Annotated in this window: 18 protein-coding genes; 6 read left to right on the forward strand and 12 right to left on the reverse strand. The window is 39.2% G+C overall.

Translation table 11 applies throughout. From position 1 onward, the window contains the following. The first annotated feature begins 767 nt into the window (after nucleotides 1-767). Nucleotides 768-1,370 (forward strand): DUF4254 domain-containing protein, encoded by a 603-nt coding sequence (locus tag HMPREF9144_RS01215; protein WP_006043970.1) that lies wholly within the window; start codon nucleotides 768-770, stop codon nucleotides 1,368-1,370. Nucleotides 1,371-1,373: 3 nt separating this feature from the next. Further along, nucleotides 1,374-2,414: a glycosyltransferase family 9 protein gene (locus HMPREF9144_RS01220; RefSeq protein ID WP_040595346.1), complete on the forward strand. Its 1,041-nt coding sequence runs from the start codon at nucleotides 1,374-1,376 to the stop codon at nucleotides 2,412-2,414. An 82-nt stretch (nucleotides 2,415-2,496) separates the two neighbouring features. Here HMPREF9144_RS01220 and mutS read toward each other — a convergent pair whose 3' ends face one another. Next, nucleotides 2,497-5,166 (reverse strand): DNA mismatch repair protein MutS, encoded by a 2,670-nt coding sequence (mutS, locus tag HMPREF9144_RS01225; RefSeq protein WP_006043972.1) that lies wholly within the window; start codon nucleotides 5,164-5,166, stop codon nucleotides 2,497-2,499. Nucleotides 5,167-5,625: 459 nt separating this feature from the next. Between mutS and HMPREF9144_RS01230 the strand changes: the two genes are divergently transcribed. Continuing rightward, on the forward strand, nucleotides 5,626-5,943 hold the full coding sequence (locus HMPREF9144_RS01230) for a heavy metal-binding domain-containing protein (RefSeq protein WP_006043973.1): 318 nt from the start codon (nucleotides 5,626-5,628) through the stop codon (nucleotides 5,941-5,943). 116 nt (nucleotides 5,944-6,059) lie between these two features. On the opposite strand, the gene cysS is transcribed toward HMPREF9144_RS01230, so the two are convergent. Beyond that, nucleotides 6,060-7,547: a cysteine--tRNA ligase gene (gene cysS, locus HMPREF9144_RS01235; protein WP_006043974.1), complete on the reverse strand. Its 1,488-nt coding sequence runs from the start codon at nucleotides 7,545-7,547 to the stop codon at nucleotides 6,060-6,062. Nucleotides 7,548-7,681: 134 nt separating this feature from the next. On the opposite strand from cysS, the gene pncB reads away from it, so the two are divergent. Further along, a complete protein-coding gene (gene pncB, locus HMPREF9144_RS01240) occupies nucleotides 7,682-8,902 on the forward strand; it encodes a nicotinate phosphoribosyltransferase (protein ID WP_040595461.1) in 1,221 nt (406 codons plus the stop codon). Nucleotides 8,903-8,938: 36 nt separating this feature from the next. Here pncB and HMPREF9144_RS01245 read toward each other — a convergent pair whose 3' ends face one another. The 5 genes from HMPREF9144_RS01245 to polA form a co-directional block, all read right to left on the reverse strand. After that, the gene (locus HMPREF9144_RS01245) at nucleotides 8,939-9,496 is read right to left on the reverse strand and encodes an RNA methyltransferase (RefSeq protein WP_006043976.1); all 558 of its coding nucleotides are present in this window, start codon (nucleotides 9,494-9,496) and stop codon (nucleotides 8,939-8,941) included. Nucleotides 9,497-9,645: 149 nt separating this feature from the next. Continuing rightward, on the reverse strand, nucleotides 9,646-10,068 hold the full coding sequence (locus HMPREF9144_RS01250) for a SufE family protein (protein WP_006043977.1): 423 nt from the start codon (nucleotides 10,066-10,068) through the stop codon (nucleotides 9,646-9,648). Nucleotides 10,069-10,088: 20 nt separating this feature from the next. Then, nucleotides 10,089-10,553, reverse strand: a complete 465-nt coding sequence (locus HMPREF9144_RS01255) for a DoxX family membrane protein (RefSeq protein WP_006043978.1) — start codon at nucleotides 10,551-10,553, stop codon at nucleotides 10,089-10,091. A gap of 26 nt (nucleotides 10,554-10,579) precedes the next feature. Beyond that, nucleotides 10,580-11,827, reverse strand: coding sequence for a peptidase U32 family protein (locus HMPREF9144_RS01260; protein ID WP_006043979.1), 1,248 nt, complete (start codon nucleotides 11,825-11,827; stop codon nucleotides 10,580-10,582). Nucleotides 11,828-12,110: 283 nt separating this feature from the next. Then, nucleotides 12,111-14,873: a DNA polymerase I gene (gene polA / locus HMPREF9144_RS01265; RefSeq protein WP_040595463.1), complete on the reverse strand. Its 2,763-nt coding sequence runs from the start codon at nucleotides 14,871-14,873 to the stop codon at nucleotides 12,111-12,113. Nucleotides 14,874-14,962: 89 nt separating this feature from the next. On the opposite strand from polA, the gene HMPREF9144_RS01270 reads away from it, so the two are divergent. Together HMPREF9144_RS01270 and HMPREF9144_RS01275 are read left to right on the forward strand one after the other, a co-directional pair. Next, nucleotides 14,963-15,940, forward strand: a complete 978-nt coding sequence (locus HMPREF9144_RS01270) for a polyprenyl synthetase family protein (protein WP_006043981.1) — start codon at nucleotides 14,963-14,965, stop codon at nucleotides 15,938-15,940. Nucleotides 15,941-16,179: 239 nt separating this feature from the next. Then, nucleotides 16,180-16,482 carry a hypothetical protein gene (locus HMPREF9144_RS01275; RefSeq protein ID WP_006043983.1) on the forward strand — a complete coding sequence of 101 codons (303 nt, stop codon included), beginning with the start codon at nucleotides 16,180-16,182 and terminating at the stop codon, nucleotides 16,480-16,482. A 333-nt stretch (nucleotides 16,483-16,815) separates the two neighbouring features. Here HMPREF9144_RS01275 and deoC read toward each other — a convergent pair whose 3' ends face one another. The 5 genes from deoC to HMPREF9144_RS01300 form a co-directional block, all read right to left on the reverse strand. Continuing rightward, on the reverse strand, nucleotides 16,816-17,727 hold the full coding sequence (gene deoC, locus HMPREF9144_RS01280; RefSeq protein WP_006043984.1) for a deoxyribose-phosphate aldolase: 912 nt from the start codon (nucleotides 17,725-17,727) through the stop codon (nucleotides 16,816-16,818). An 88-nt stretch (nucleotides 17,728-17,815) separates the two neighbouring features. After that, nucleotides 17,816-18,166, reverse strand: coding sequence for a nucleotide pyrophosphohydrolase (locus HMPREF9144_RS01285; protein ID WP_006043985.1), 351 nt, complete (start codon nucleotides 18,164-18,166; stop codon nucleotides 17,816-17,818). A gap of 4 nt (nucleotides 18,167-18,170) precedes the next feature. Next, nucleotides 18,171-18,623 carry a D-aminoacyl-tRNA deacylase gene (dtd, locus tag HMPREF9144_RS01290; protein ID WP_006043986.1) on the reverse strand — a complete coding sequence of 151 codons (453 nt, stop codon included), beginning with the start codon at nucleotides 18,621-18,623 and terminating at the stop codon, nucleotides 18,171-18,173. Between the two features lie 27 nt (nucleotides 18,624-18,650). Beyond that, the gene (uvrC, locus tag HMPREF9144_RS01295) at nucleotides 18,651-20,489 is read right to left on the reverse strand and encodes an excinuclease ABC subunit UvrC (protein WP_006043987.1); all 1,839 of its coding nucleotides are present in this window, start codon (nucleotides 20,487-20,489) and stop codon (nucleotides 18,651-18,653) included. A 266-nt stretch (nucleotides 20,490-20,755) separates the two neighbouring features. Then, complete coding sequence (locus tag HMPREF9144_RS01300; RefSeq protein ID WP_006043988.1) at nucleotides 20,756-21,286, reverse strand: adenine phosphoribosyltransferase; 531 nt, start codon at nucleotides 21,284-21,286, stop codon at nucleotides 20,756-20,758. Between the last annotated feature and the right edge of the window lie 18 nt (nucleotides 21,287-21,304).

A 21,304-nucleotide genomic window follows, 5' to 3' on the forward strand; every position in this document is an offset into this window, starting at 1 on the left:
CGGCTGCAAAGGAAAGATAAATTTTCGATACACGCAAATTTTTTATTCAAAAATGCATACTACTTTGCACAGAACATATATAATTGTGCAATAAAAATGATACTTTTTGCTATTATATTGCGCTAAATCAAGACATTATGCTGTATGATTAGAACCTTACTTCTACTATTTTCTAATTCAGCCAATGCATTATTTTTAAAGTCTTAGTTGCTAAATGAAATTAATTTAATGTCTTTTGTGTTGGAATTAGCATTATAGCTTTTTAGTAATGGTTTTGCCGAAATAGATAAATGAGAGCATATAGTTGTTGTTTTTTATGATGCCTAATTCGTAACTGATAGATATCTGAGACAAACACGACAGATATCTGAGACGAACGTGACAGATATCTAAAACAAGAGCAACTAAATTCTGACGATTTTTTATAGATATCTGAGCTATCTATCCGAATGGTGAATGCCTGTGAACACTGCTTATAGTTTTCCTAACTTTTCTCAGCCACGCCTTTCGTAGATGGCTAAATACTCTTATGAAACTATCTTATTTCTATTATTCGTGTTGTGTTTAAGCATTTTAAATCTCTACATTCTGTATGCATTGTATGCGTTATTAAATACTTTCGCTTACGGTTTAACAGGCACTTTAATCCATTAATTAAACCTATATTTTGTTTCAATAACGGCAATACCGGTAAAATGCCGTGTTTTTATTTTGTGTATGTGATTTATTTGAACTATATTTGCAGAAAAATTAAAAGAACAAAAAATATGTCATTCACAGACCATTGTAATGAGATTTTTAATCAGGCAATCCGCGATTACCATATCACGGATAATGTAGACACACCTATAAATAATCCATACGAGAGAGATTCAATTGAGAATAGATTGTATTTGAAGTGCTGGATTGATACGGTGCAGTGGCATTTTGAGGATCTTATCCGCGATCCGCACATTGCTCCAGAAGATGGAATGAGTTTAAAGCGTCGTATAGACCGTTCTAATCAGGACAGGACAGATTTAGTAGAGCAAATTGATTCGTACTTTCGACAGCTCTATTCTGACGTGAAAATACAAGAAGGTGCAACTATCAATACCGAAAGTCCAGCTTGGGCAGTAGACCGCTTGTCTATATTGGCACTGAAAATCTATCACATGCGCGAACAAGCAGAGCGCACAGATGCTTCGGAAGAACATATAAAGAGATGTAAGAATAAGCTAAACGTGTTACTCGAGCAGCAAGTTGATCTGGGAACGGCTATCGACCAGTTACTCGATGACATTCAAGCAGGGCGTAAATTTATGAAAGTTTATCGCCAAATGAAGATGTATAACGACCCTGCAACCAATCCTGTACTCTACAAAAAGTAAGAGGTGAAGACTGACCACATTATTATAATGCGCTTCTCTGCAATGGGCGATGTAGCTATGACTGTACCTGTGGTCTATTCGCTTGCAAAGCAATATCCTGAGTTGCGCATTAGTGTTCTCTCCCGTCCGTTTGCCAAAGCTTTTTTCACAGGGTTGTCAAAGAATGTAGATTTTATTGCAGCCGACTTAAAAAGCGAATATAAGGGTATTAAAGGACTAAACCAACTATACGGTAGGCTGAAGGCAAAACAGCCTACAGCCATTGCCGATTTTCACGATGTGTTGCGTACAAAATACATAAGAACACGCTTTTTGTTGTCTGGATACAAAGTGGCACACATTGACAAGCATAAGAGTGGTAAGCGTAAATTATGTCGAAAAACACATAAAGTAATGGAACAACAGCCCACATCGTTCCATAACTATGCCGAAGTATTAAGCAAATTGGGCTATCCTATAAATATTTCTTTTACCTCATTGTTTGCAAATGGTGGCAACCAGCTGTCGCAACTCCCTAATATAATAGGTGAAAAACCTGATGGTGAGCGCTGGATAGGTATAGCTCCGTTTGCTGCCCACGGTGGAAAAATGTATCCAAAAGATAAAATGGAAGAGGTTGTGAATACTCTTTCTGCCAATTATACAAGTCTGCGCATATTCTTTTTTGGTGGCGGAAAAGAAGAAAAACAAGTACTAAATATGTGGGCAACAAAATATAAGCATTGCATTTGTGCGTCTGAAGTGCTACACGGACTACACGACGAACTTGTATTAATGAGTCATTTAGATGTTATGATATCGATGGATAGTGCCAATATGCACCTTGCATCGCTTGTAGGAACACGTGTTGTAAGCATTTGGGGGGCTACACATCCTTACTGTGGGTTCCTTGGTTGGAATCAGAAAACAGAAGATGCCGTGCAAAACACTAAATTAGAATGTCGTCCTTGTTCTGTATTTGGTAACAAACCGTGCTATCGTGCCGACTTCGAATGTATGCAAAGCATCGCACCAAATACCATTATCGAAAGAATTAACTTATAATTTAGTTTATTTTATACTATAATTAAAACTAAATAGCGATACAGTATTGTAGTTCTGAAAACTATAGATACTGAGCGTTCTATTAGTTTTTACTGTTTGGAAGCACTATTCGTTTAATCTCATTAAGTTTGTTTAGAGCCTCAACAGGAGTAAGGTTGTTAATATCTAATCCTATAATCTCGTCGCGTATCTGTGTTAGTACAGGGTCGTCGAGTTGGAAAAAGGATAGCTGAACCCCTTCCCTACTCTTCTCAAGCTTCTCTGCTGATGGTTTTCCAACACTTCCCACTTGTGCGTTGTCGGCTTCTAACTCTTTTAGAACAATGTTTGCACGTTTCACAATCGACTTTGGCATACCCGCAATATCAGCCACATGTATACCGAAAGAATGTTCACTGCCACCTCGCTCTAACTTTCTTAGGAAGATAATCTTACCATTTACTTCTTTCACCGACACATTAAAGTTCTTTATTCTGTGGAAGTTTTTCGCCATTTCGTTTAGTTCATGGTAGTGCGTAGCGAAGAGAGTGCGTGCCGTTGCGCGTGGTTGTTCGTGCAAATATTCTACTATAGCCCACGCTATACTTATTCCATCGTAGGTGCTTGTACCGCGCCCTAATTCGTCGAAGAGTACTAAAGAACGTGGCGTTACACTATTTAGAATATTTGCAGCTTCGGTCATTTCAACCATAAATGTAGACTCTCCAAGCGAAATATTATCAGAAGCGCCAACTCTTGTAAATACTTTGTCTACTAAACCAATACGTGCACTCTCTGCAGGAACAAAGCAACCCACCTGCGCTAAGAGTACTATGAGTGCCGTTTGACGCAACAATGCCGATTTACCAGCCATATTTGGACCAGTTATCATCATAATTTGCTGTTGTTCGTTGTCAAGATATACATCGTTCGGAATGTATTGTTCACCAAGTGGGAGTTGAGTTTCTATAACGGGGTGGCGACCTTTCTTTATATCAATCACCATACTATCGTCAACCATAGGGCGCACATACTTGTTCTCTTCGGCAATGTTTGCAAACGACAACAGGCAATCGAGCCGTGCCAAAAGATTGGCATTTATTTGTATTTGTGGAATATACTCTTGCATATCTTGTACTAATTCGTTGAAGAGACGGGCTTCAAGAATTAGTATTTTCTCGTCTGCACCTAGTATTTTTGCCTCATATTCCTTTAATTCGGGAGTAATATAGCGTTCTGCTTGTGCAAGTGTTTGTTTGCGAATCCAGTCTTGTGGTACTTTATTTTTAAAGGTATTGCGCACTTCAAGATAGTATCCAAAGATGTTGTTGAAGCCTATTTTCAACGAATTAATACCTGTTTTAGCAGCTTCTTTCTCTTGAATGTCTAACAAAACTTGCTTTCCATTCTCTCGGATAGAACGCAATTCGTCTAATTCGGCATTGAAACCATGTGCAATAACTCCTCCTTTTGCAACCAACTGTGGTGGATCGGACATTATTTCTTGTTCTATTCGGTCGCGAATAGACTCGCAAAGGTTCAGCTGTTCCCCCACTCTTTTCAACGCTTCGTTACTAGAATATAAGCAAGCAGACTTTATTGGCTGTATGGCAGATAGGGCATTCTTTAGTTGAACAACTTCTCTGGGCGATACTCTGCCTGCTGCTACTCTAGAAATAATACGTTCCAAGTCGCCCATACGGTGTAGTTGGTCGTCTAAACAATGGCGGAAATCAGGTTCGCGGAAGTAGTATTCCACAATGTCTAAACGTTCGTTAATGGGCTTTACGTCCTTTAATGGAAACACAAGCCAGCGGTGTAACATTCTACCACCCATAGGAGTTATGGTTCTATCTACCACTCCAAGCAGCGATAAACCATCTTCTTGCATAGGCGCAACAAGCTCTAAAGAGCGAATAGTGAAACGGTCGAGTCGCACATACTTCTCTTCTTCTATGCGAGCGAGCGACGTTATATGGCTAATATGCGTATGTTGCGTTTGTTCTAAGTATTGCATAATAGCTCCAGCAGCTATTACTCCGTTGTTCAGATGGTCTACACCGAAACCTTTTAAGTTCTTTGTTCCAAAATGTTTCAGCAGCTTTTGTCGTGCTGAAAGGTCGGTAAAAACCCAGTCTTCCATTTCGTACACACACATTCGTGTACCAAAATAGCGGTCAAAGTCGGCTTTTCGTGAACGTTCGTATAATACTTCTTTCGGCGAGAAGTTGCCAATGAGCTTTTCAACATAGTCGAACGTACCCTCACCAACAAGAAATTCGCCTGTAGAAATATCGAGAAAGCTTACGCCACACGCTCCTTTTCCAAAATGAACAGCTGCTAAAAAGTTATTTTCTTTATAGTTTAGCACGTTGTCGCCCATAGCAATACCAGGTGTAACTAGTTCTGTTATACCCCGTTTCACCATCTTGTCTTCGGCAGACAAGCCTCGTTGTCCCTTTAAAGCCTCTCGTTTCTTCTTCGGGTCTTCAAGTTGGTCGCATATTGCTACACGTTTCCCGGCACGAATAAGCTTTGGTAAGAAGGTATCAAGTGCATGATGAGGGAACCCAGCCATCTCATCGCCAGCTGCAGCACCATTATTTCGTCGTGTCAAAGTAATACCAAGAATTTTAGAAGCCTCTATAGCATCGTCGCAATACGTTTCGTAGAAGTCGCCACACCTAAAGAGCATTAACGCATCGGGGTGCTTTTCTTTCATCGAAAAGAATTGTCGCATCATCGGAGTAAGTCCTTTGTTGTCTTTTGCCATATTGCTTTTACCTTTCTTACCTTTGGTTATCGTAATTTGCAGAATGCAAAAATACGAATTTTCGTTTTACTTTCCAAACGATAACTTATTTATTTAGATATGCCCAAACTACCTGTTTTATTCCTTTTACATTCTGTAACACGATAACAGTAATTACTATACTGCATCTTAAAAGTGTGGTTTTTATAATGCAAAAACCATACTTTTACAACCTAAAAACCATACTTTTACATTGCAAAAGCCATACTTTTAGACGATGAAAATATGGCTTTTGTAAGTCTCAAACACAGAGATAGTTATGCTGTAGCTATTTTTCTGAATGCTAATAACATTTTTATAGTCAAATGGTACTGCTTTTTTTAACGATTAGACGATTAGTTACAATTTTTCGAGGGATATGCCGTTAAGAGAGTAAGGCGGTTATAAAGACTGCCAGTTTTAGTAAAAAAAGATACGATTATGATTATTACGACAACACCAAACATTGAAGGTTACAAAATTTTAGAGTACAAAGGACTTGTAACGGGCGAGGCTATTATTGGTGCAAACATAGTGAAAGACTTCTTTGCAGGTATTAGAGACATTGTAGGCGGACGCAGCAAGTCGTACGAAAGTGTATTGCTGGAAGGTAAAAATACGTGTATTAAGGAGATGATGGAACGTGCACAAGAATTGGGTGCGAACGCTATTGTAGGCATAGATATTGATTATGAAACAGTGGGGCAGGGTGGTTCTATGCTTATGGTGGCTTGTTCGGGCACCGCAGTGCGCATATAATAGTTCTACGAAACACATATAATAAAAAGTATAAAAGCGTAAAACGGAGTTAAGAGGGCGAAAGAATCCCTGATAAACTCCGCTTTACGCTTTTATATTCCGTTGGCTATTCAGCCCTATTTATCTAATTTCCACGTTACACCATCCTTAGTATCTTTTACTTGAAAGCCAGCTTCAGCAAGTGCGTTGCGTATTTGGTCGCTCACAGCCCAATCTTTATTGGCTTTTGCTTTCGCACGTAAGTCGAGCACCATATCAACTACTTTGCCGTAAGCAGCCTCTCGTGCATCGTTGTTGGCACCACGTTCGTTTACCAAACCAAGTATATCGAAAGCAAAAAGATGCATAGTTTCGCTGAGTTCCTTTAAGTCTTCTTCGCTAATTTGCGCCTTATGGTCTATAAGAAGGTTCACTATGTGGCACGCTTCAAATAGGTTTGAGATAACGGCAGGTGTCATAAGGTCGTCGTTCATTGCATCGTAACACTTCTGGCGTAGGGTAGAAACAAACTGTTTTGTATTCTCGTCGCTTGTTTTAGCGGTTTGAATGTGCTTCAAATCCTCTATACCATTCATTAGTTTTTCGTATCCTTTCTGTGCAGCTTGTAGAGCTTCGTTAGAGAAATCTACAGTTCCACGATAGTGAGCAGACAGAATGAAGAAACGAATGGTCATAGGCGAGTAAGCCTGTTCTAAGGTTTCGTGGTTGCCAGTAAAGAACTGTTCCAGCGTAATGAAGTTGTTTAGCGACTTACCCATCTTCTGTCCGTTGATGGTAATCATGTTGTTGTGCATCCAATACTTCACCATTTGGTCGCCTTGGGCTGCCACAGCCTGTGCAATTTCGCACTCGTGGTGAGGGAAAACCAAGTCCATTCCGCCACCATGTATATCGAAATGCTTGCCAAGATACTTTCTTCCCATTGCAGTACACTCGCAATGCCAGCCTGGGAAGCCCTCACTCCAAGGCGATGGCCATCGCATTATATGCTCAGGCATAGCTCGTTTCCACAGAGCAAAGTCTACTTGGTTTCGCTTTTCGCCTACGCCGTTCAGCTCGCGCGAGTTGTTTATCATATCGTTAAGGTTTCGTCCAGACAGAATACCGTACTTATGGTCCTTGTCATACTTAGCAACATCAAAGTAAATGCTACCATTGCTCTCGTAAGCATATCCATTTGCCATTATCTCCTTTACTAACTCCTCTTGCTCTATTATGTGTCCTGTAGCGCAAGGCTCTATAGATGGAGGCAAAACGTTAAGCGCATGCATAGCATCGTGGTATCTATTGGCATAAAATTGAGCTATTTCCATAGGCTCAAGCTGTTCCAATCGTGCTTTCTTTTCTATCTTGTCGTCGCCTTCATCGGCATCGTGTTCTAAGTGTCCTACGTCGGTTATGTTGCGAACATAGCGCACTTTGTAGCCAACATGCTGTAGATAGCGAAACAAAATGTCGAAGGTTATGGCTGGACGTGCATGTCCCAAGTGTGGATCGCCGTACACTGTAGGTCCACAAACATACATTCCAACGTGTGGTGCGGCTATTGGTTGGAAGCGTTCCTTCTGCCGATGCAACGTATTATATATAACTAAGTTTTGCATTGTTGATGTTCTTTAAACATTAAAATTAGGTGCAAATGTACAAAATAAATAAGAGTTAGCCTACTTATCCATTAAGTTTTATTATCTTTGCACGGGATAAAGCCTTAACAATGAGGCAGATTTTAGAAAAGAATATGCAACAAATAATTCAACATTTTACCGATAACGATGCCTATACATTTAGTTGTCAGTATTACATAATGCAGACTTATCCTCGTGCCGAAGTGGAATATACCTTCTTTGATCGTAACGAAACTATCTATCCAAAGGGGTTTGCCGAGCTGCTAAACGAACAATTGGGGTGTATGCCTCGTGTTATTATTACGGAAGAAGAGATTGCTTTTATGAAGAAACGTATGTATTATCTGCCCGAATGGTACTTTACTTTTCTTCGTGGATATCGTTTCAATCCACACGAACTTACAGTTTCGCAAGATGAAGAAGGGCATTTAGATATTCGAGTGCGTGGAAAATGGTTCTCTACCATTATGTGGGAGATGCCCATTTTGAGTATTGTTTCGGAGTTAATGCACAATCTTCAAGGCGATATAGAAACCTATAACCCTAAGTACGAGTATGAACGTTGTGTGGAAAAAACACGCAAAATACTTTCAAATGGACTTATTTTAAGCGATATGGGTACGCGTCGTCGTATGTCGTTCGACCACCAAAATATGGTTATTCGTACTATGAAGGAGGTATACGAACAGGGTGGCTATACCGATAACGATGGTTTTCACCCATGGACGGGACGCTTTGCAGGAACAAGCAACGTTTATCTTGCTATGCAATACAACCTTGTTGCTATTGGAACAATGAGCCATCAGATTATAGAATTCGAGGAATGTGTAAGCGGAATATTTGAATGTAACTTCAATGTAATGCGCAAATTCAGCGATGTTTACGATGGCGATAATGGTATTTATCTATACGATTGCTTTGGCGATAAGGTGTTTTTCAGTAACCTTTCTAAGCGTATGGCAATGATGTTTAATGGACTACGTGTAGACAGTGGGGTAGAAGAGGAACAGGTTGAGAAGATTATTGCAAAGTATAAACAGCTTGGAATAGACCCCGCTACAAAGCAAGTGGTGTTTAGCAATGGCTTAAATATAGACCGGGCTATAGATATTCACAACTATGTAGATGGTAGGGTGAAAGACAGTTATGGTATGGGTACCTTCTTAACTTGCGATGTTGAGAACGTGAAACCAATGAATATTGTCGTTAAACTCACCCGAATGCGCATAACAGAGAACCGTGAATGGCACGACTGTGTGAAGCTTTCGTGCGACAAGGGTAAGACTCTTGGTAATCCAGAGAAGTGTGCTTACTTGCAAATGATGATAGGGTAGGGCAGCAATTGTTTTGTTTTTAGGCTGCCTAAACGCTTATAACAACAATGCACGGGCAAATTCCCACACTACAATGCCTGCTGTAACGCTTACGTTTAGAGAGTGTTTCGTGCCGAATTGTGGTATTTCAAGGCAGCCATCGCTTAGGTCTACAATCGATTGATGCACACCTTTAACTTCGTTTCCTAATACTACGGCGTAGTGCTTTTGAGCATCTGCGCCGTTTGTTATGGGCGATATTTGTTCGGAAAGAGTTTGTAATGGCGTTGAGCCTTCTACTTGCTCCACACTGTAAACGTAGTAATTGTTTTGTTTTAGCTGCATTACGGCATCTTCGGCACTGCTGAAATACTGCCAATCAACAGAGTTTTCAGCCCCTAAAGCCGTCTTGTGTATTTCTGCATTTGGTGGTGTTGCCGTTATTCCACACAGGTAAATAGCCTCGATACGGAAGGCATCGCACGAGCGGAACACACTTCCTACGTTGTAAAGCGACCGAACATCGTCGAGTACAACCACGAGTGGGAGCTTCCTACTCTGCTTAAATTCCTCAAGCGAGAGGCGATTCATTTCTATAGTACGTAACTTTCTCATCTACTATTTACAGTATTTCTATCTATAGATGTAGCTTTTTCTATCCATAGATATAGCGTTTTATATCCATAGATGTAACTTTCTATATCTATAGATGTAACTTTCTCTATCCATAGATAGCGGTTATTCTATCTATAGATGTAGCTTTTCTATTCGTTTTTTATGCTATATGCCAATGCGTAAGCCTTTATTTTTTTCACCATAGATAGCAGTCCGTTGCTGCGAGTTGGCGACAAGTGCTGGCGTAAACCTATGCGGTCAATGAAATAAAGGTCGGCATCTATAATATCTTTTGGTGTATGTCCGCTTACAACTCTTATGAGAAGTGCAATAATTCCTTTGGTTATTAGTGCATCAGAATCGGCTGTAAACACCAGTTTGCCATCTTTAATATCGCATTGTAGCCATACGCGGCTTTGGCAACCGTCTATTAAGTTCTGTTCTGTTTTATATTCTGCACTAAGTCCTTCAAGTTCGTTTCCAAGGTCGATAAGCATTTGATACTTATCCATCCATTCGGTAAACTCATCAAACTCTTCTATTACTTCGTCCTGAATTTCGTTTATTGTCATTTTTATAGTATGTTTTTTATTTATCTAATCATCTGAATGCGATCTCTCCTATTATATCTATTGCCAAACAGATTGTCTACTTCCCATATTCCTCTACCACACGATAGGATAGCGAAAGCTGCTGCCGAGGCGGTGAAAGCTGAATAATCTAATGGAGCTTTAAAGCCCATAGACGTTGCCATTGCAATAGCAAAGGTAAGAATCATTAGTCCTGTGAGCGATGCAGACCACTTTAACTTTAGCCCGATAAGTAGACAAATAGACAATAAAATCTCTAATATAGTGGCTATCCAAGCCAATACCGGAATAGCATTTGCAGGTATATAGGGTATTAACGATTGAGTATAGGTAACAAATTTGTTCATATTGCCCCACATACATACATCTTTTGGCCATATACCGAAGCGGTCGGCAACTGCCGAAAGCATAGATGCAGCTACAGTAAGGCGCAGAAATAGTTTGGCAATTTGTCGTAGATCTATCATAATTGCTATTCTTTTGTGCTGTATTTTTACTCTATATTAGTTTTTAAAAGCTTATATACTTTGTCGTTTGGGCGTACTTTCTCTGGCACGGGGATAGACACTCGCCACCCTTTTTCTGCTCTTTCAACAGGTTTTAAGTCGTATCTAATCTCGCTTGCGTCAAACTTTAGAATGCCTGTAGTGGTGCCAGTAATGAGCATTTTCTCTCCTTTCTCAATCTCAGAAGCCTCTACAGCTATTTCAGCAACGCCGAGTTTGGAGAAGTATTTCATTACTTTGCCCACCAAAACCTTCTTTTCTGTAGCCTTGTTACCATAGTTTTTGGTCCATTCACCCAAGCGTTGTCCTTGATAATAGCCGTCCCAGAAACCACGATTGAATACAGTTGATAGGCGTTCGTCCCATTTATTCTTCTTCTCTTCGGTGTAATTGCCGTCCAGTACGCTCTGTATTGCCTCTTTATAGCACGTTACAACCTCGTAAACATACTCTGGTCCGCGTGCTCGTCCTTCTATTTTAAAGACCCTAACGCCTGCTTTCATCATTTTATCTATAAAGCGAACGGTCTTCAAATCCTTAGGACTCATAATGTATTTGTTGTCTATTTCGAGCTGATTGCCCGTCTCGTTGTCGGTAACGGTGTACGAACGGCGGCAAATTTGCGTGCATTGTCCACGATTGGCAGAACGGTTTGAGTCGTGCAAACTCATATAGCATTTGCCCGAAATAGCCATACAGAAAGCTCCATGGCAGAACATTTCTATGCGAACAAGCTCGCCACGAGGTCCACGAATGTCCTGTTCTTCAATCTGTCGGTGTATTTCTGCAACCTGATCCATATTCAGTTCGCGTGCCAAAACGGCAACATCGGCAAACTGTGCATAGAATTTAAGCGCTTCTATATTCGATATGTTGAGCTGTGTAGATAGGTGTACTTCCATTCCAACTTGGCGACAATACACCATAACAGCTACGTCGCTGACAATGACAGCGGTGATATTAGCAGCCTTTGCAGCGTCTACTATCTCGTGCATAGTACTAATATCTTCGCCATAAATAACAGTATTAACAGTGAGATAGGTCTTAATGCCACGTTCGTTGCATGTTTCTGCAATCTCTTTCAGGTCTTCTATGGTGAAGTGATTGGCAGAATGCGAGCGCATATTCAGCTTTCCAATGCCGAAATAGATAGATCCTGCCCCTGCTTGAATGGCAGCTGCGAGACTTTCGCGCGAGCCTACGGGAGCCATTATTTCATATTCTTGTATATCCATACTTATCTTTTAGGCAGGCAAAGTTACTACAAATTACTGAGAATAATTATAGTTTAAGAGTGAAACCAGTAAATTTAAGCTTTATGCCTTTGGAGTTTTCTGCTGCAATAATAGCGAAATGTTGCCGCCATATAAGCTTAGCACCCATGCTTTAGCTACATTATACTATGGTTGTAGCAACGTGTATTTATTGTTATACTAGTATAGAAGTATGGATATGCAAACGTTGTTGAAGTTGCACAACATTGCTATTGTTTGTTTATATTGCTTGTTCTGTAAGCATTTAGTGTGCTTCTAACCAATTGTCTCCCCAACCTGCATCGGCTATTAAGGGGACATTCAGTGCATAAGCCTGTTGCATTTCTTCTATAACAATGCGTTCTACACGCTCTTTTTCATCGGGAAATACCGAGAAATTAAGTTCGTCGTGTACCTGCAAAATCATTTTAGAGCGAATGTTTTCACGCTTAAATCGTTGCCAAATGCGCACCATTGCCACCTTTATAATATCGGCTTCCGACCCTTGAATAGGTGCATTAATAGCATTTCGTTCGGCATATCCTCTTACAGTAGCGTTTTTACTGTTAATATCGGCGAGGTATCGGCGACGGTGGAATATGGTTTCGGCATATCCTTTTTGCCTTGCTTCTTCTATAGAAAGGTCCATATAGGCTTTCACTTTTGGGAAAGTCTTAAAGTAATCGGCTATTAATTCCTTCGCTTCGTTGTTTGTTATGTCCATACGTTGTGCCAAACCAAAGGTTGTAATGCCGTAAATTATACCAAAGTTGGCTTGTTTTGCTTTCTTTCGCTGTATGTCTGAAACATCGTTTAGGTCTTCGTGCCATATCTTAGCAGCCGTTGCACGATGAATATCTACCCCTTCGCGGAATGCCTCCATCATATTTTCGTCTTCAGAAAGATGCGCCATAATGCGCAATTCAATCTGACTGTAGTCGGCAGAGAAGAACTTGCAGCCTGGTTCTGGTATGAAACATTTGCGTATTTCTTTGCCATCGTCTGTACGTACGGGTATATTTTGCAAATTCGGATCGCTCGAAGAGAGTCGTCCTGTTGCAGTTAATGCCTGATTGAACGATGTATGTATATGCCCAGTTTGGGGTTTTATGAGTTTTGGAAGTGCATCTATGTAAGTGCTTAAGAGCTTTTTAATACCCCTGTATTCCAGTATTTTGTGTACAATGGGGTGCTTATTTTCTAAGCTAACCATTACCTCTTCGCTTGTAACATATTGTCCTGTTTTTGTTTTCTTAGGCTTTTCCATAATCTGGAGTTTGCCAAACAAGATATCGCCAACCTGTTTCGGACTTGAAATGTTGAAACTTTCGCCTGCTAGTTCGTATATTTCCTGTTCGTATTGCTTCATACGTTGTGTAAAAATATGCGATGTTTCTTCTAATGCAGCTGTGTCTAAACGCACACCATGTAGTTCCATATCGGCAAGAACGGGCACGAGTGGCATTTCTATTTCCCAGAATAATTTTTCGGCATCTACACTTTTTAGTTTTGGTTCTAGCACGTTTTTCAGTTGCAATGTTATATCTGCATCTTCGCAAGCATACTCGTAAATCTCATTCGGAAGTAGGTCGCGCATATTCTTTTGGTGCTTTCCTTTTGGGCCGATGAGGCTTTCTATTGGAATAGTTTTATAGTTTAAGAGAGTCTCTGCCATATAATCCATATTGTGGCGAAGCTCTGGTTGAATTAGATAATGTGCAATCATGGTGTCGAATAGTTTGCCTTTTAACGTAACACCATATTTATGCAGCACCTCGTAATCGTACTTAATGTTTTGCCCAATTTTAAGAATTGACTCGTCTTCGTATAGAGGTTTAAATATATTTACTATTTTTTGAGCTTCTTCACGATTAGCTGAGATGGGCACATAAAATGCCTCTTGTTCGGCAACAGAAAAGCTTAAACCTACCAATTCTGCGTCTATTGCATCTGTCGAAGTGGTTTCTGTGTCTAGACTGAGATATTCTTTTGTAAACAAATAATCACAAATATTCTTCGCTTCTGCCTCATTCTCAATAAGTTTATAGTTGTGGTGTACCTCTGAAATACCACGAGAAGGGGCTTTTTTTGGTTCGTCTGCACCAGCGGGCGTATTTTCTGCAAATAAATTAAGCTGTAAATTGTCGGTTTTTTGCACTTCTTTACTACCTTTAACAAGTTTATTAAGAAGTGTTTTAAACTCCAATTCGGTGAAGATTTCGCGTAACTTGTCCTCATCGGGCTGTTCTATCTTCAGTTCGTCCCAGTTCAGTTCTATTGGAACATCGGTACGAATGGTAGCCAAGAACTTCGACATTTTAATATCGTCTACGGCAGCTTCCACTTTCTCTCTTAGCTTTCCTTTGATCTGGTTGGTATGTTCGAGCATATTATCTATAGACCCAAACTGGTTGATAAGCTTTGCTGCAGTTTTTTCTCCTACGCCTGGACAGCCAGGAAAATTGTCGGCTGTATCGCCCATAAGTGCCAATAGGTCTATTACTTGGGCTGGGGTGGGAATGCCATATTTGGCTTCCACCTCTTGCGTACCTATAATATCGTATCCTCCACCGTGTCGTGGGCGATACATATATACATTTTCTTGAATGAGCTGACCATAATCCTTGTCGGGTGTAAGCATATATGTGCTGATACCCTTTTTGCCAGCTTGAGTTGCGATAGTGCCTATAATATCATCAGCTTCGAAGCCATCTACCTGTAAGATAGGTATATGCATAGCTCCAAGAATTTGTTTTATGTAGGGAACAGACAGCTTTATATCTTCTGGAGTTTCCTCTCTCTGCGCCTTATATTCGGGATATGCCTCGTGACGAAAAGTGAGTCCGTGGTCGAAAGCCACTGCAATGTGTGTTGGATTTTCTTTTGTTAAAACTTCGTTTAGTGTATTGCAAAAACCCATAATTGCCGATGTATTCAATCCTTTTGATGTGATACGAGGGTTACGAATAAGGGCATAGTACGACCGAAAGATGAGTGCGTACGCATCGATGAGAAACAATTTGTCCATTGTATAAATCTTATTTATGGGTAAAATTACTAAAAAAATACCATAATTACCGATATAATTCATTATTTTTGTATCAAAATAGTTTTCCAATGGATTATCTGTCGATTATAAAAAAACCAATTAGTCAGGAATTAAACGAATTTATCTCACTGTTTAACAAGTCGTTAACGCACAGCGATGGCTTACTTGCACGTGTGTTAGAACATATTCGTAACAGGGGAGGGAAGCGTATGCGACCTATATTAACACTACTAATAGCGAAAAATTTTGGTGCAGTAACGTTTGTTGCACAACATGCTGCAGTAGGGTTAGAACTTCTTCATACAGCCAGTTTAGTACACGATGACGTTGTGGACGAGAGTGGAGAACGCAGAGGACAGGCATCTGTGAATGCCATATATAACAATAAGGTGTCGGTATTGGTAGGCGATTATATTCTTTCGACGGCACTATTGAATGTGGCTTATACAAAATCTGATGAAATTGTAGGCGACCTTGCAGAATTGGGACGTACACTTTCGAATGGAGAAATATTGCAATTGACTAATATTTCGAACCAAAAGATATCGGAAGAGGTGTATTACGAGGTGATAAAACAGAAGACTGCTGCCTTGTTTGAAACCTGTGCAGAGATTGGAGCAAAGGCTGGAGAGGCATCAAATGAGGCTATTAAGGCTGCAAAACAGTTCGGTCAGCATATCGGAATAATATTCCAAATACGCGATGATATATTCGATTATTACGATTCAACCGAGATAGGAAAACCCACAGGCAACGATATGTTGGAAGGAAAACTGACTCTACCCATTATTTATGCGTTGAAATCTACTGGTAATAAAGATATGCTCAACTTGGCTATGAAGGTGAAAGAAGGAACAGTAAGTGCCGATGAAATAGCCCAGTTGGTAGCTTTTGCAAAAGAAAGTGGAGGTATAGAATATGCAGAAAAGAAGATGTTGGAATTGCACAATGAGGCTTTACAATTTATTTCTGACTATGTCTGCAACGAAGAAATATCAGATGCGTTGAAAGCTTACCTGGATTTTGTGATTCAACGCAAGAGTTAAGTATGTGCCATAGCTGCTTACTATTTTGTGAGAAATATGCTTTAATTTTGTAAATATTATTTATACAGAAACGGTAGATACCATTTGGCGTTGCAAAAGTGGGTGTTTTGGAGCACAAAACACCCACTTTTGCTGTGTAAAAACCATACTTTTGGAATGCAAAACAGTGGTTTTCGCAATGCGTTGATGGTCAAACCGTTATACGAATATTATGTTTGTGAAAGATTTTTACAACATTTATGATGTTTTCTATAAGTAATCCTCTTACAGCAATCGTAGCAAGATACTATACAGATGAACTTATTATGTATTGCAATAACACTAAGTTAGAGGCTGAGGGTATAACTTATGGTGAAGTAAAATATACAGGAGGTGAAGCTTCTATAATAAAGATTAATAATTGGGGAACCATCGAAAAAACTACTATTGCACGCCACAAAAAAGCTTATGCTATGGCTTATATTGGTAAAAGCCCCTCGGATATAGAATTAACTCTCTTTGTTGAAGGAGTGAATGGTGGCACAGTTGTAACGGTAAAATAACCCTTTATGGTATATACCAGCAATTGTAGAAAGATGTAAATCGTACATTTTGCAAGTGAAAACAATATTGGTAGGAGGTAGACGTCTATGATAGATGTTTACTTCCTATCTTTTTAAATATTTAATAGTGTCCAGTTGATTGTATTGAAACTATTATGGTAAGAGAGATTGCTGTATTTTTGGTTTTATGAAATCCCAATAAAATCAATTGCAATGTTATCGTTTCTTCTGATGAATGTATATATAAAGCAATGCTGTTCTATTGAATTTAAGAGATAAAAAATCCTGATTTCAACGTGGAAATCAGGATTTTCGTATTGTTTGAACGCTGGTTTAGAAGAACTTAACCTCTTTGCCTTCAATGTCGCTGAGCAGCAAATTGGTGAGACGACTGGTACCAAGACGGAACCAATAGTTGGTGAGCCACTTCTCGCCGAGAACTTCTTTGTAGATGGTATAAAAGATAACGGCATCTATAATACTGTTTATGCCTCCTGCAGGCTTTAGTCCTACCTGTACGCCAGTTCTGTCGTAGAACTCCTTAATAGCCGTACACATAATGTAAACAGCCTCTGGGGTTGCGCTAATTTTCTCTTTACCCGTGCTTGTTTTAATATAGTTAGCACCTGCAAACATAGAGAGTAGGGCGGCTGCCTTTATGTTGCGAGCATTTTTTAAGTCGCCAGTTTCGAGTATAACCTTCATTGGGACATCGCCACAAGTCTGCTTCAATTCACTAATTTGGTCGTAAACATCTTCATAATCGCCCGAAAGGAATTTGCCAACAGGTAATACAATATCTATCTGTGTGGCACCGTCCTTGATGGCAAGTGCCGTTTCGATGGTCTTAACCTCGAGGAATGTTTGAGAAGATGGGAAGTTTCCTGTTACGTTTGTTATGTCTACACCGTCTATTTCTAAGCTATCGGCAATCAGTTTTGTGAAGCACGGATAAGCACAAACGGCTCCAACGTGTGGAAGAGTAGGGTATTCCTGTGCAAATTTGTTCACTTTCTCGACCATTGCGAGCACTTCTTCTTCTGTGTCTGTGGTCTTGAGAGTAGTTAATTCTACACTTCCGAGGAGGAATTTCTTGACCTCTACGTTATTGTTTTCTGCAACTTTCTCTTCAATAATCTTCTTTACTGCTGCTTTTACTTCCTCGTCTGTTATGTCGAGGTTGTATTGTTTCAGCATTTCATCGTACTTACTTGTGTATCCAATATTACTATTATTGTTCTGCATAGCACTGTGTAATTTAATTTATTTTGTGTAAAATACTTAATCTAAAACGTGTTGTTATTTCCTGTTTTCTAATGTAACGACTTGTTTTTTATGTGTTTTCAGTTTGTGTTAGCTTCTCGTTTTGCTTGTGTCTGTCTTTGTCTCGTCTTGTTTTTTTGTCGAAACTTTTTTGCAATTCCTCTGTTAGATCTACACCAGTTTGGTTGGCTAAACACATTAAAACCCATAATATATCAGCCATTTCTTCTCCAATATTGTGTTTTTCGCCCTGTTTAAAGCTTTGGTCGCCGTATGTACGAGCCATTATACGTGCCAGTTCGCCCACCTCTTCGGTAAGACATGCCATATTGGTAAGCTCGCTAAAATAACGTACACCATACTTATGAATCCAGTCATCTACAAGTTTTTGTGCTTCTTTTATGCTTATTTCGTTGTCCATTCTGTTACTCTTTGTTCTTTGTATCCATACATATTGTTACAGGACCATCGTTCAATAGTTCTACTTTCATATCTGCACCAAACTCCCCTTCGCCCACATTTTTCCTCATTGCACGGCTTAATTCTTGGCAGAAAAACTTGTAGAGTGGTATTGAGATTTCGTGTTTGGCAGCGTGAATGTAGCTTGGACGATTTCCCTTTTTATAGCTTGCCATAAGCGTAAACTGCGATACAACAAGAGCTTCGCCGCCTATATCCATCACACTTTTATTCATAACGCCTTGCTCATCGTCGAAAATTCTCAGACCTATAACCTTGTTTACAAGCCATTTAACATCGTTTTCGTCATCGTCTTCACCAATTCCAAGTAATATAAGTAAACCTTTCTGAATGGCTGATTTTATATTTCCATCAATTGTTACCGATGCATGCTTTACACGTTGAATTACAATTCTCATATCGCAAATGTACTTATTTTATTTTAATTATTCTGTTTTAGGGTGTAGATAATTATATAAAAGCGTTGCTCTTGCGTTTCCAATAACCTTTGTAAGTTCTTGAATGTCAGCAGATTTTATATTTTTCATAATCTTAAAGTGTTGTAAAAGCAGCTCTTTAGTCTTGATTCCAATTCCATTTATATCGTCTAACTCGCTGTGTAACTGATGTTTTGAGCGTTTATCCCTGTGAAATGTAATGGCAAAACGATGCACTTCGTCTTGTATTTGTGTAAGAACTTTGAAGAGTTCAGACTTGGTTGGAATACCAATTGTTTGTGGTGGGAACCCATAAAGTAGTTCGTTGGTTCTGTGATGGTCGTCTTTTGCCAATCCTGCAATTGGTATTTCGAGCTTCAGTTCGTCCTCTATAACCTTGCGAACAACTTCCATTTGCCCTTTTCCACCATCGGTTACAATAAGATTGGGTAGGGGAGCGTCTTCTTCTACCATTCGTTTGTAGCGTCGTCTCACTACTTCTTGCATTGATGCATAGTCATCTGGACCAACAACAGTCTTTATATTGTATTTGCGATAGTCCTTTTTTGATGGCTTTAACCCTTTAAAAACCACGCAGGCTGCAACTGCATCGGTACCAGAAATATTTGAATTGTCGAAACATTCAATCTGGTATGGCAGCTTAGGAAGTTTTAAACGGTCTTGTAACTCCTTCATTAACCGAGTTTGTTTCTGCTCTGGATTAAGTTTTTCAGCTTGTTTTAGACGGTCGAATTTGTGTTGTTTAGCATTCATTTCCGATAGTTCAAGTAAGCGTTTCTTATCGCCTCGCTGTGGAATAAGGAAGATTGCGTCTTTTATATGGAAGTCTAATTCGAAAGGAACAATAATCTCTTTTGCCGTACTTTTAAATCTTTCACGAATTTCTGGTATGGCTTCGTTGAGCAGTTCAGCATCAGTTTCGTCTAATTTTCGTTTATATTCGAATGTGAAACTCTGGTTTATTGCACCATTTGTAACGTGCAAATAGCTTATAAAAGCATTCTTCTTGCTATCATCATTTACTATGGAGAAGACATCAACATCGGCAATAGAATAGCTTACAATCTCGTTTTTTGCAGCGAAATTCTCTAATGCCATATAGCGTTGCTTGTACACTTCGGCTTCTTCAAAACGCAAATCAGCAGCGCATTCTTCCATCTTCTCCTTCATTAAACGTTGTACTTCTCGTGTGTTACCCCTTAAAATTTGTCGTGCGAGTATCATATTTTGTTGATAATCCTCGTACGATTGTTTGCCAATACATGGTGCCCCGCAGTTGCCAAGATGGTATTCTAAGCAGGGTTTATATTTCTTTTGTTCTATGCCTTCCTTAGTAATAGGGTAGCGACACGTGCGTGGTTTATATAGTTTCTTTAGTATTTCTAATATAGCATGCATACTTCCAACGTGGCTGTACGGGCCATAAAAACTACCATAGCGCTTGTTTATGTTGCGAGTACTAAAGATTCGTGGGAAGTATTCGTTCGTTATGCAAATGCTGGGGTAAGTTTTGCCATCTTTTAATAATACATTGTAGCGCGGTTGGTACTGTTTTATGAGCTGATTTTCTATTAATAACGCATCTTCTTCGCTTTTTACAACGGTGTAAGTAATATCGTATATTTTCGAAACCAATACTTTTGTTTTGAAACGGTCAGTTTCTTTATGAAAGTAAGATGATACTCTATTTTTTAAGTTCTTTGCTTTTCCAACGTAAATGATAGTATGCTCCTTATCGTAGTATTGATATGTACCCGGCTTGTTGGGCAAATTCGATACTATATTTTTGAGATATGCTAATCGTTTCTCGTTTTCTTCTTTTGTCATTCTCTAACTTCCTTATTCTAAGATAACTTATATGCTTCTTGTTTCACGTGGAACAAAGAACTTTTTCTTATATCCTTTTCTCCTATTTGTTCTTATTTATAAATAGCAATATCATTGTTTTCTAGATAAAAATATCTTTTTTTGTTTTCTTGTTGGCATCTTATTTATCCTTCAAAGTTATTTTTATTCGTTACAATATTCTTTGTGCAATAAAATAATTAGCCAACAATAAAACAATATCAATATGTTTTTTCGCGACGATATGGTTAAAACTGTAGTAGCGATGATATTTCAATATCCTTATCAAATGTATTGCGACTGTCCGGAAACTCTGTTTTAAGTTCTATAATAAAGTTGCAATAAATCTTTTTAGGCTTAAACTTCTTTACAAGATTACATGCTGCACGCATTGTTCCTCCTGTTGCAAGTAGGTCATCGTGTAGTAAAACGATATCATTTTCGTTGATAGCATCTTTATGTATCTCTATTGTGTCGATACCATATTCCTTTGCATAACTTTCTTGAATGGTTTCACAAGGTAGTTTTCCTGGTTTACGACAGAGTACAATACCTGCTCCGAGTCGTAAAGCAAGTGCAGATGACATAACAAAACCACGACTTTCTATTCCAACAATCTTAGTAATCCCCTTGTCTTTGTATATTTCGTACATTTCGTCTATAATCTCTTTAAGTGCTTCGGGCGACTTAAATAAGGTTGTTACATCACGAAAGTTTACGCCTTTTATAGGCCAATCGGGAATACATCTTAAATTTTCGAGTAGTATCTTATTATTCATTATCAATTAGTTATATAT

This window comes from Prevotella pallens ATCC 700821 (assembly GCF_000220255.1).
Lineage (GTDB): Bacteria > Bacteroidota > Bacteroidia > Bacteroidales > Bacteroidaceae > Prevotella > Prevotella pallens.